The organism is Micromonospora sp. ABR4_055 (genome assembly GCF_056160425.1).
Map to the genome: position 1 here is coordinate 1 of NZ_JBSWXD010000182.1, position 11948 is coordinate 11948.

8 protein-coding genes and 1 pseudogene are annotated in these 11948 nt (G+C 70.2%); 4 read left to right on the forward strand and 5 right to left on the reverse strand.

Features of this window, described 5'->3' with window-relative positions; all coding sequences use genetic code 11:
- Positions 1 to 158: 158 nt before the first annotated feature.
- Complete coding sequence (locus ACXAHD_RS28270) at positions 159 to 1658, reverse strand: SulP family inorganic anion transporter (RefSeq protein WP_281555208.1); 1500 nt, start codon at positions 1656 to 1658, stop codon at positions 159 to 161.
- 225 nt (positions 1659 to 1883) lie between these two features.
- On the opposite strand from ACXAHD_RS28270, the gene ACXAHD_RS28275 reads away from it, so the two are divergent.
- On the forward strand, positions 1884 to 3491 hold the full coding sequence (locus ACXAHD_RS28275; protein WP_281555209.1) for a peptide chain release factor 3: 1608 nt from the start codon (positions 1884 to 1886) through the stop codon (positions 3489 to 3491).
- A 735-nt stretch (positions 3492 to 4226) separates the two neighbouring features.
- Here the strand turns inward: ACXAHD_RS28275 and ACXAHD_RS28280 are convergent.
- Both ACXAHD_RS28280 and ACXAHD_RS28285 read right to left on the reverse strand, forming a co-directional pair.
- Positions 4227 to 4445 (reverse strand): annotated as a pseudogene (locus ACXAHD_RS28280) (MbtH family protein).
- A complete protein-coding gene (locus ACXAHD_RS28285) occupies positions 4442 to 5698 on the reverse strand; it encodes a glycosyltransferase family 4 protein (RefSeq protein ID WP_281567340.1) in 1257 nt (418 codons plus the stop codon). The pseudogene ACXAHD_RS28280 and the gene ACXAHD_RS28285 overlap by 4 nt, the downstream one beginning before the upstream one ends.
- Before the next feature lie 212 nt (positions 5699 to 5910).
- On the opposite strand from ACXAHD_RS28285, the gene ACXAHD_RS28290 reads away from it, so the two are divergent.
- From ACXAHD_RS28290 to ACXAHD_RS28300, 3 genes are all read left to right on the forward strand, one after another.
- On the forward strand, positions 5911 to 6969 hold the full coding sequence (locus ACXAHD_RS28290; protein ID WP_281567339.1) for a polysaccharide biosynthesis protein: 1059 nt from the start codon (positions 5911 to 5913) through the stop codon (positions 6967 to 6969).
- Positions 6966 to 7952, forward strand: coding sequence for a dTDP-4-dehydrorhamnose reductase family protein (locus tag ACXAHD_RS28295; protein WP_281567338.1), 987 nt, complete (start codon positions 6966 to 6968; stop codon positions 7950 to 7952). Before ACXAHD_RS28290 ends, ACXAHD_RS28295 begins: the two co-directional genes overlap by 4 nt.
- Before the next feature lie 65 nt (positions 7953 to 8017).
- A complete protein-coding gene (locus tag ACXAHD_RS28300) occupies positions 8018 to 9508 on the forward strand; it encodes an O-antigen ligase family protein (protein WP_475054420.1) in 1491 nt (496 codons plus the stop codon).
- A 3-nt stretch (positions 9509 to 9511) separates the two neighbouring features.
- Here the strand turns inward: ACXAHD_RS28300 and ACXAHD_RS28305 are convergent, their stop codons facing one another.
- Together ACXAHD_RS28305 and ACXAHD_RS28310 are read right to left on the reverse strand one after the other, a co-directional pair.
- Positions 9512 to 10768, reverse strand: a complete 1257-nt coding sequence (locus tag ACXAHD_RS28305) for a glycosyltransferase family 4 protein (protein WP_289213019.1) — start codon at positions 10766 to 10768, stop codon at positions 9512 to 9514.
- A partial coding sequence (locus ACXAHD_RS28310) for a glycosyltransferase (protein ID WP_475054427.1) occupies positions 10768 to 11948 on the reverse strand: 1181 nt, incomplete at its 5' end. The genes ACXAHD_RS28305 and ACXAHD_RS28310, both read right to left, overlap by 1 nt.

The window sequence follows — 11948 nt, forward strand, 5'->3', positions numbered from 1 at the left end:
CGCTACCTCGGCTCACCCGGGTGCCGGCGACGACCTACCCTCCTCCCCCCCCCCCCCCCCCTCCCCCCCCCCCCCCCTCCCCCCCCCCCCCTCCCCCCCCCCCCCCCCCCCCCCCCCCCCCCCCCACTGCGGCCGGCATCTATGGAACGCCGGTGTGTCTAGTGCCCGACCTTGAGCTGCCCGGCGAGGGTGCCGTGGATCCGGGCGCTGGGCTGGTTCAGCTCGATGATCTCGACGCTCTTGCCGCGGCTGGCGTACTTGGTGGTGATGGCGTCGAGCGCGGCCACCGACGAGGCGTCCCAGATGTGCGCATGCGTCATGTCGATGATCACCCGGTCCGGGTCGCCGGCGTAGTCGAACTGGTAGACGAGGTCGTTGCTGGAGGCGAAGAACAGTTCGCCGTGCACCGAGTAGATCCGGGTGCTGCCGTCGGGGTCGAGCACGCTGGTGACCTCCACCATGTGTGCGACCCGGCGGGCGAAGATCACCATGGCGGCCAGGACACCGATGATCACGCCGATGGCCAGGTTGTGGGTGATCAGCACCGCGGCGACGGTGGAAACCATCACTGCGAGTTCCCCCCACGGCATCCGCTTCACGGTGGCGGGGGCGACGCTGTGCCAGTCGAACGTCGACACCGCGACGATGATCATCACGGCGACCAGGGCGGCCATCGGGATCCGGGCGACGACGTCGCCCAGGGAGACGACCAGGATCAGCAGGAACACCCCGGACAGGAAGGTCGACAGCCGGGTACGGGCACCGGCCACCTTGACGTTGATCATCGTCTGGCCGATCATCGCGCAGCCGCCCATGCCGCCGAAGAAGCCGGTGACGATGTTCGCCACGCCCTGACCCCACGACTCGCGGGTCTTGTTCGAGTGGGTGTCGGTGATGTCGTCGACCAGCTTGGCGGTCATCAACGACTCCATCAACCCGACCAGCGCGATCCCGACCGCGTACGGTGCGATCACCTGCAGGGTCGCCCAGGTGTACGGGATCTGCGGCACACCGAGCACGGGCAGGCTGTCCGGCAGGGATCCCTGGTCACCGACGGTCGGCACGGCGAAGCCGGCGACGACCGTGACGACGGTCAGCACGACGATCGCGACCAGCGGTGCCGGCACCGCCTTCGTCAGCCGGGGCAGCCCGACAATGATCACCAGCGCGACGACGACCATCGGATAGACCAGCCACGGCACCCCGATCAGGTACGGCACCTGCGCGGCGAAGATCAGGATCGCGAGGGCGTTGACGAAGCCGACCATCACACTGCGCGGGACGAACCGCATCAGTCGGGCGACGCCGAGCGCGGCGAGCAGCACCTGCAGCACCCCGCCGAGGATCACCGCCGCCAGCAGATAGCCGAGCCCGTGGTCGCGGGCCAACGGGGCGACGATCAACGCGATCGCGCCGGTCGCTGCGGAGATCATCGCCGGCCGGCCACCGCAGACCGCGATGGTCACCGCCATGGTGAACGACGCGAACAGCCCGACCCGTGGGTCGACCCCGGCGAGGATGGAGAACGAGATCGCCTCCGGGATCAACGCGAGCGCGACCACCAGGCCGGCGAGGACCTCGGTACGGAACACCTTCGGGGACAACCACGACGGGCGGGACAGACGCGGCCGCAACACCGCAGGCGAGAACGACGACATACAGCCTTTTCCGATCAGGGCGCGCGGCAACGCGCAGGGTCTCGCGGACGTGCCTCGGAGACAGTACCGTCGCGCGAGGGTAGACACGGGTGGTAAGTGTTCATCGTCACGACCCGACGGTTGACGTGGGCTGACACCGCACCGACCGAGAAACAAGCGCCTCGCACGTTAGAGTTCGGTCGTCGACCTGCTGCTGGGCAACGGGTGGCGAGAGGAGGACCTCAGGTGCCAGGAGTAGTGGAAGTCATACAACAAGTCACCACGGAGGCGGCACGACGGCGTACCTTCGCGGTGATCTCCCACCCGGACGCCGGCAAGTCCACCATCACCGAGGCCCTCGCGTTGCACGCTCGGGCGATCAACTCCGCCGGTGCCGTGCACGGCAAGGGCGACCGCCGTGGCGTGGTCTCCGACTGGATGGCCCTGGAGCAGCAGCGCGGCATCTCGATCACCTCGGCGGCACTGCAGTTCACCTACCGCGACACGGTGGTGAACCTGCTCGACACGCCAGGGCACGCGGACTTCTCCGAGGACACCTACCGGGTGCTGACCGCCGTCGACTGCGCGGTGATGCTGCTCGACGCCGCCAAGGGACTGGAACCGCAGACGCTGAAGCTGTTCGAGGTGTGTCGCCACCGCCGGGTGCCGGTGATCACCTTCATCAACAAGTGGGACCGCCCTGGGCTGGAGCCGCTCGAACTGCTCGACGAGATCGAGCAACGGATCGGGCTGCGGTGCACCCCACTGACCTGGCCGGTCGGTGTCGCGGGGCAGTTCCACGGGGTGGCCGACCGGCGCAGCGGCGGCATGGTCGCGTTCACCCGTACCCCTGGCGGAGCCACCGCCGTCATCGAGGAACCACTCACCGCCGCCGAGGCCGCCCGACGCTACGGCGCCGACTGGACTCAGGCGATCGAGGAGCTGGACCTGCTCGCCGCCACCGGCGCCGAGCACGAACAGGCCGGCTTCGTCGCTGCGACCACCACACCCGTGCTGTTCGGCGCCGCAGTCACCAACGCTGGCGTACGCCAGCTCCTCGACGTGCTGGTGGACACCGCCCCCGCGCCGACGGCCCGACCGGACACCACCGGCACCCTCCGCGAGCTGGACGCTCCGTTCGCCGGATTCGTCTTCAAGACCCAGGCGAACATGAACCCGGCCCACCGCGACCAGGTGGCGTTCGTCCGGGTCTGCTCCGGCCGGTTCGAACGCGGCATGGTCGTCACCCATGCCGGCACCGGCCGCCCGTTCGCCACCAAGTACGCCCAGCAGGTCTTCGGCCGCGACCGGGACACCATCGACGAGGCGTACCCGGGCGACGTGGTCGGCCTGGTCAACGCCACCGCGCTGAGCATCGGCGACAGCCTCTACGCGCCCGGGCCGGCGGTGACGTTCCCGCCACTGCCGTCGTTCGCCCCCGAACACTTCGTCGCCGTCCGAGCCACCGACGCGTCGAAGTTCAAACGGTTCCGCCGCGGCGTCGAACAACTCGACGGCGAAGGCGTGGTCCAGGTACTGCGATCGGACCGCCGGGGCGAGCAGTCCCCGGTGCTCGCCGCCGTCGGGCCGATGCAGTTCGAGGTCGCCACCCACCGGCTGGCGACCGAGTTCGGGGTACCGACCGCGGTCGACCATCTGCCGTACACCCTGGCCCGGCGCACCGACGCGGCGAGTGTGGCCGGGTTGAACGCGGCACCCGGGGTCGAGGTGATGACCCGGGTGCGCGACGGTGAACTGCTCGCCCTGTTCCCCGACAAGTGGCGACTGTCCACCGTGCGCAATCGCGACCCCGACCTGGTGCTGGAACCGTTGCTCGCCGATGCCGAGGGCTGACCTCCCGTGTCGCGTCAGGCGGCGGGCCGGGCCGTGGACCGTCGCGCGGGGACCAGGTACGTGCGGACCTCGGGGTAGACGAGTGGCACGGGGTTGAACTCGCACCCGAAGCCCTGGGACGCGAGGACAGCGAGCGGTGAGGTTCACCGGTCGGTACTGCTCGGCCACGTCCCAGTCAGGGCGTCTGCGGGCCACCACCGCCTTCTGGAGTTCCTTGTCCTCCGGATACCGGGTGGAGTTTCCCGGCATGTTCGGATAGTGCACAAAACTGGCGTTGCCAGCGGGCTGGTCGCCGAGGGCCTGCTGGATGACGGTAACGTCGGTCAGCTGGTGCCGCGCGATGTTGCGGCGCAGGTAGTCAGCGGTAGGGGCACCGGTTCAAGGGCCCGGACCGTCGCGTCGGGTCAGCGTCGTTTGGTGAACAACGTGAACAGGCCGATGTTCGCGCCGATGTCGAAGACGCAGGGCCGGGCCGGCAGGACGAACAGAGGGCCGGCCGGTGGCCGGGCGACGGCCGCCGGTATCGGACCGTCGAAATTGTCCTGTCAACGACTTCCGGAGATGCCCTGGAAACCTCCGGAACCCGTGGGCCCAACCCCGTACCGCTGGTATTGGCTGTTCTCCGCCAGTCGGTGGGTGCGAACGAGCCGGATGTCAAGAACCGGGGTGGGTGCCGCCGCGCCGCTGGCGACCGGGATGATCGAGCAGGTTTCCGGAGATCTCTCGGACCGCTCCTCAGCCAATGCCCGGTCGACGCAGCCCGGCGACGCTCGTTGGCCGCTGGTCGGTCCACTCCCGCTCGACCCAGGCCAGAGCGTCGGCGTGGCCGACGGGCCCCTGCACGACACGCCAACCGGAGGGCACGGCGAAGAACTCCGGTCACAGCGAATGCTGGCCCCTGTCGTTGATCAGGACCACGAAGCAGCCACTCTCGTCGTCGAGAGGATTCGTCATCGGGCTCCTCCTCGGCGCGGCCGACAGCCTTCCACCGTCACTCGCAGCGCCTGCTCGACCCGCTCGGCACCGACCGCGACCGAGAACACCTTGTCGTAATAGGACCGGCCAGCCTGCCCGAGCAGCTCGAGCTTCTCGCGGCCCAGGTCGCACACTTCGCGCAGCGCGGTTCCGATCGAGTCCGGGTCCCCCGCCCGGGCGACGAAGCCCGCGCCGCTGTCCAGGGCGACCGTCGCGGCGTCGCCCTCGGCCGCGACGAGCAGCGCCCGACCTGCCGCAAGGATCGCCTGCACCTTGCTCGGCATCGTGTACGCCGACATCCCACCGGGGCGCAGGCTCACGTAGTGCACGTCGCCTGCGGCCATCAGCGCGGGCATCCGGTCTCGGGGCAGCCGGCCGAGAAACCGGACGTTGGTGGCACCTGCCCGGGCCGCGCGGACACGCAGCCGGTCCTCGGTAGTGCCCGACCCGGCGATGAGACAGACCAGCCTCGGATCGTCGATCCGGACGCACGCGTCGATCAACGGGTCGAGGGCCTGTGCCTCACCGAGCGCGCCGGCGTACGACAGCACCACCTGATCGGGACGGATCCCGAGCTCGGCGCGCAGATCGGGGCGGCGGACCGGCACCGCCTCGTCGGCCCACATCGGAATGTGGATCAGCTTCTCCTGCGGTACGCCTCGCCCGGCGAGCAGCCCACCCGCACCGGGCGAGACGTAGGCCACCCGATCCGCGCTGCGGTACATCGCCGCGCACCAACGGGTCATCCCCCGCGCGAGACCCTGTGACAGGGGACCGTTGCCGAGGAATCCGCTCGCCACCGCACTGTCCGGCCAGATGTCCAGGACATGCAGCAGGACCGGTACCCGGTGGACGTACCGGGCATACCACATCGGAATTGCCACCGAGATCGGCGAGTTGCCGACCCAGAGTGCGTCGAGACCGCGCAGCGCGTCGGCGCCGGAGACCAGCGCCGAACCGGCGAACGAGCCGTAGTTGACCAGTCGCCGTGCGGCGGACCGGTCATGGCTGGGGTAGAGCGCCACCCGGCGGATCCGCACGTCGCCGTCCGTCTCATCGAGCCGGCGCGCCATCCGGTAGCCGGGAGCGAGCCGGCCGGTCGGATAGTTCGGGAATCCGGTGACCACCCGCACCTCGTGCCCCCGTCGAGCGAGAGCGTGAGCGAGCCGGCCAGGCAACGCGGCCGGCCCGGGCTCGGGATCGAACCACTGGGTGAGCAGACCGATCAGCATGCAATACAACTACCAGTCGCTACGGGCTGTTTTGCCCCTTTTGCGGTTAATGACGACTCGGCCCGGGATCGCGGGCCACCGGATCATCCGAGCCTTCCTCACCTTGCCGGAAAATGACCTCTACGCCACTTATGTGACTATATCGTCACGTACGACGACATCCACCGTCCCCCGGGGGGTGGCCCGACGGGAGAAGCAAGACAGGGGCAGATGTGGTTTCCTCGCTATCGGACCGGCGCTTCTTGATCACCGGTGGCACTGGGTCCTTCGGCCAGACGATGGTTTCCCGGTTGCTGGACGCCGGCGCCCAGGAGGTCCGGGTATTCAGCCGCGACGAGTCCAAGCAGGACGCCATGCGGCACCGACTCGCCGACGAGCGCGTCCGCTACTACGTCGGCGACATCCGGGACTACGACAGTGTGCTCAAAGCCGTACGGGGCATGGATTTCGTCTTCCACGCCGCCGCGCTCAAGCAGGTGCCGTCGTGCGAGTTCTTCCCACTCGAAGCGGTCCGGACCAACGTCCTCGGCAGCGCCCACCTGGTGGACGCGTGTGAACGGGTCGGGGTCGAGGCGCTGGTGCTGTTGAGCACCGACAAAGCCGTCTATCCGGTCAACGCGATGGGCATGACCAAGGCGTTGATGGAGAAGGTGGCACAGGCACACGCCCGGGACAACCTGACAGCCCGGACCCGGGTCTGCTGCGTGCGGTACGGCAACGTCATGTACTCGCGCGGCTCGGTCATCCCGCTGTTCATCGACCAGATCCGCCAGGGCAGCCTGCCGACCGTCACCGAGCCGTCGATGACCCGGTTCCTGATGTCCCTCGCCCAGTCGGTCGACCTGGTGGAACATGCGTTCCACCACGGCCGGCAGGGCGACGTCTTCATCCGTAAGGCCGACGCCTGCACCATCGGCGACCTTGCCACCGCGTTGTGCAACCTGTTCGGCGTACCGGCCAAGTTCGACGTGCTCGGCATCCGGCACGGCGAGAAGATGTACGAGACGTTGGCCAGCCGCGAGGAGTTGTCCCACGCCGAAGACCTGGGTGAGTTCCTCCGGGTCCCGGTGGACAGCCGCGATCTCAACTACGCCCTCTACGTCGACGAGGGCGACGTCGACAGCGGCGGGCTCACCGACTTCAATTCGCACAATGCCCGGCGGCTGACCGTGCCGCAGGTCGAGTCGCTGCTGCTCACCCTGCCGGAGGTGCGGGCACACCTCGATGCCGCCGCGAGCCCGGTCGACGCGAGCCTGGTCGGCGCGGCATGAGCGCCCTCGCCGACGCTGGCGGGCACCTGGATCGGGTGCCGCGGCGGCGGACCGACCGACCGGGTCCCGCTCGACAGCGGGTCCTCGTCGCCGGAGCCACCGGGATGCTCGGTCACACCCTGTTGCGGGAACTCAGCGCCGACCCGACGCTCGACGTTCACGGCACCGCCCGCGACCTGGCCGACCGCGCACCCCACTTCCCCGCGCCACTGGTCGGGCGGATCGCCAGCGACATCGACGCCTCCCGGTTCGACCAGGTCCGCCGGATCGTCGACGAGCTCCGGCCGGACGTGGTCGTCAACTGTGTCGGGGTGATCAAGCAACGCCCCGACGTGCAGGACGCCACGCACACCGTCACCCTGAACGCTCTCTTCCCGCATATGTTGGCGCAGACCTGCGGCCAGATCGGCAGCCGGCTGGTCCACGTCAGCACCGACTGTGTCTTCTCCGGACGCCAGGGCGGCTACGTCGAGGAGGACCTGCCCGACCCACCGGACCTCTACGGACGGTCCAAGCTGCTGGGCGAGGTCACCGGCGAAGGAACGCTCACACTGCGTACCTCGATCATCGGTCACGAGCTGACCAGCAACCGGTCGTTGGTGGACTGGTTTCTGTCTCGCCCCGGTGGCGTCAAGGGCTGGACCAGGGCGATCTACACCGGCGTGACGACCGTCGAGTTCGCCCGGCTGCTGCGGACCGTGGTGCTGCCCCGGACCGATCTCACCGGGTTGTACCACCTGGCCGCCGAGCCGATCTCAAAGTACGACCTGCTCCGGTTGATCGCCGAGGTGTACCGGTGGCCAGGTGACATCGTGCCGGACGACGGGTTCGCCTGTGACCGGTCGATGCGCGCCGACCGGCTGGCCGACGTCACCGGATACCGTCCGCCCTCCTGGCCGGAGATGGTCCGGTCGCTGTACGCCGCCCGGGCCCGCTGGGCCGGCGCCCCGGCCGAGGTGGACCGGCGACACCTCGTGGTCTGACGTGCCGGACCGACAGACAGACCGCTCGGGTTCACCCCGGCCCACCGCAAGCCGAAGGACGACACGTGGTAGACCGAATGAGCCGGCTGACCGTGCTGGTCGGCGCGGCGGCCCTGCTGGGGGTCACGACCATTCTTGCGGTACGGAATCCGCTGGTCGCCTCGGCCGCCGTCGCGCTGCTCGTCATGCTCATCTGCGCATCCCAGATGGACGGCTGGCGATGGCTCCTGGCGCTGACGATGGCGCTGCTGATCGGCGCGTCGTCCGATGTCGAGACGCTGGCCGACGCCAGCTTCTATCCACGGTACGTGGCCGTCGGCGGCCTGGTCGTCTGGGCGCTGTGCCAGCGCCGACCCGCCGCTGCCGCGCCGACGAGTCCGGCTACCGGTGTCCTGATCGGGTCGCTCTGGGTACTCGCCGGTCTCGCCACGCTCAGCGCGGTCTGGTCGATCGCTCCGTTCGAGTCCTTCCAACGTGGTCTGGCCCTGCTGCTGCTGGCCGGGCTGGTCCACGGGTTGGCTCGGCGGCGGTGGCCGGACCGGGCGGTCATGATGGCCGACCTGCGGGTGGTCTACCTGGTGCTGGCCGTATCCGTCGTGGTCAGCATCGGCTACGGAGCGGCCAACGGCACGTTGGCCCCCGCGTTGTCCGGCAGTTCCCGGTTCCAAGGGCTGTTCAGCAACCCCAACATGCTCGGCATGGTCTGTGCGTTGGCCGTGCCGCTCGGCTGGGCGGTCTACCGGGAGACCGGGCGACGTGCCGAACTGCTCGGCATCCTGCCGGTGGCTGGCGCCCTCGTGTTGTCCCAGTCCCGCACCGGACTGGGCGCCGTGCTCGTCGGGGCGCTCTGGGTGGTGCTACGGCATGGAATCGGTACCCTGATCCGGGTCGCCGTCGGCGCGACCGCGGCCCTGCTGGCCGGGTACCTGTCCGGCCTGTTGCCGTCCGTCTTCGCCGCGTCCTGGATGCAGCAGTTCGTCAGCCGGTTCACTCAGAGCGACCTGTCCAACGGCCGGATCCGGCTGTGGCACATGACGGTCGACCTGTGGTGGGAGAACCATCCGGCGCTCGGTTACGGGTACGCGTCCCGCGACCACCTCTACGAACTGGCCAACTACGACGAACTGCGCGGCTTCAACGTCGGGCTGGTGCACAACAGCTACCTGCAGATGATGCTGGAGCTCGGGCTGGTGGCCGCGGTGCCGCTGCTGCTCACCGTGCTCGCCGCCGGATGGGCCGCTGTCCGGGCTCCGGTGAACGGGGCGAACTCGGGTCTGGTCTGGCTCATCGTCACCGGCCTGCTGATCCAGGTCACCGAGTCGGCGATGTTCGGTACCGGGCAGACGTACCCGTACGTGTTCTGGCTCGCTGTGGTCGCCGTCCTGCTGCACCTGCCCGCCCGACGACGGGCCGGACACCACCGGGCGGCGGCGGACGTCCCACCGCCGTCGCCCCGACCGGACGCGTCGCCACAGCCAGCTGCCTCGCCGCAGCCAGCACCGTCGGCCGAGCCGGGCAGGTCGCCCAACCGGGGGCGGACCCCGGTCCTGCGGTAGTCGTCAGTTCCGGCCCTCGGCCGGGACGACGAACGTACTGACCCGCTGCGACCAGGCCCGGTGGTCAAACGAACGGCGGGCCCGCGACCGGGCCGCCTGGCTCATCGCCGTCCACTGCTCGTCGCGCAGCCGCAACGCGCGCTGCACCGCCCGGCGGACGTCGTCCGGACCGCTGCCGTCGAGCACCAGCCCTTCGGTACCGTCACGCACGTATTCGGCCAGGTCACTGGTGTGGTTGAGCAGCACCGGGCACCCCGCGGCGAGACTCTCCGGCACCTTGGACGGAAAGCCGTTCGCCGCGTAGCCGCCGGTGGGCCGCACCAGCATGGCGAAGTGCGACTCGGCCAGCAGTTCCAACACGGTCTCCCGGGGTACCCGGCCGAGGAACACCACCTCGGCGTGGACGGACTCGAGCACCGCCGGGTCCAGGTCGGACAGGTTCGCCGCGTCGTCGCGGGTGATCCCGGCGATGGTCAGCCGGACCCGCCGCTGGTCCTGCGGTGCCAGTCGGCCGATCCCCGCGACGATCACGTGAAGCAGGTCCTTGCGCCCCGGCGTGCCCGCGTACAGCAGACGCAGGCCGGCGTCGAGCGACGGCGGCCCTGGCGGCGCGAACTCGTCGCAGTCCACCTGCGGAGGCACCACCAGCACGGCCCCGCCGCGGCGCTCGAAGTACCCGGCCAGGGTGGTGGACACCGCGGTGAACCGGTCGACGAGCCTGGTCGCCAGAAACGTCGACCACCGGTGGCGCAGGAAGTAGGGGTCGGACCAGCCACGCCGGAACTGTCGCCGGTCGTGGCGTTCGCTGGCGTCGACCACGACCGGGCAGCGCAGCCCGAGACGCAGCACCGCCCAGTTGCCGAACGTCATCATCGCCATCGGCAGCAGGACCACGGAGACGTCGCCGCGGCCGACGCCACGGCGCCGCAACGCCCGCAGCACGCGGACCGGACGGGCCAGACGGGCCGACATCCGGCTGACGTGGTTGGCTCCCCGGATCCGCAAGGTGATCAGTTCGACGCCGCTGGCCCGTGGCCCGTCCGGCGGAAACGGCAGTTCGCAAGGCCAGTCGTTGACCACCAGCGTCGGCCCGCCCTCACCGGCGGCGCAGCGGGCGAGTTGCAGCAGCCGGTTCGAGGTGGCGTCACCGTGCGGAAACGCGTACGCGCCGATCAGCAGCGGCCGTGGCCGACGCTGCCGGTCTGCCGGCCGGTGACCGGCTCGTGGTCCAACCTCGACTGTCGTGGTCTGCTCGGTCATCAGACTCCTTCGGTGCAGGTCCGGACGCGGCCCGGACGCCGCCGGTAGATCGCCAGATGGGTTTCGGCCGCAGCATCGATCGCGAACGGGCTGTGGGCGAATCGATCGCTCGCGGCCGAGGGGGTGGTCGCGGCGGTGTACGCGGCCGCGACGAGCGCAGCCTCCGCCCAGTCCGCCGCCGACGCCCCGGGATCGACGATCACGACGCCGGGCAGCCGCTCGTCGATGAACCGCACGCCGGGCAGGTCGCAGGCCACCGTGCCGATACCCAGCGCGACCGGTTCCAGCACCCCGCCGGGCAACCCTTCCAGGCTGGACGGGTGGACGACCAGGTCGGCCTGTGCCAGCAGGCCGCCCACGTCGCCTCGGGGGCCGAGCAGATGCACCCGGCCGGTCACCCCGACGGCGTCCGCCGCGGCACGCACCCGGGCGTCGTCGGCAGGATCGCCCGGCCCGACGAGTACGGCATGCGCGGTGACCCCCCGGTCACGCAACGCGGCCAGGATCGGCGGCAGCAGCCAGCGGCGCTTCTCCGGCGAGGCCCGTCCCACGCTGACGCAGACGAGATCGGCGACGCCCGCTCCGATCATCGCCCGCAGGTCATCGACAGACGGTTGACGCAGGCGGTCCAGGTCGAGCCCGTTGAGCACCACCTGACAGCGTGGATCGTCCCGCCAGGACCGATGGAAGCCAAAGGTCAGCGAGCCGGGCGACACGCCCAGGACGTCGGTGGCGAAGGTCCGCAGCAGCCGCCCGCCGAGCCACCGGAGGATCCGACGACGTGGGCTCCTCGGCGCGTTGTCGTCCCCTCGGAAGTGCGCGACGCGGCCGGGCACCCCGGCGACCGCGGCGAGGGCGAGCAGCACGCCGGAAAAGTTGGCGCAGTCGACGTGCACCACGTCGGGTCGCAGCTGGCGCAGCAGACGGTGGAACCGGACCGGAAACCGCGCACCGAGCGGTACGGCGGTCACCGAGCCACCGTACCGCTCGACCGTCCCGGCCAGCGGTCCCGGTCCAACGTGGTCGCTGAGAGTGAGCAGATGCATCACGGTGCCGCCACGGACGAGCCGTGGCAGCAGTTCCGCGGTACGCGTCTCGGTGCCGCCGTAGTTCAGTTCGCCCACCACCCGCAGGACACGGCGACGGGCCCCGCCCGGCGGTGGGGCGGTCGCCCCACCGC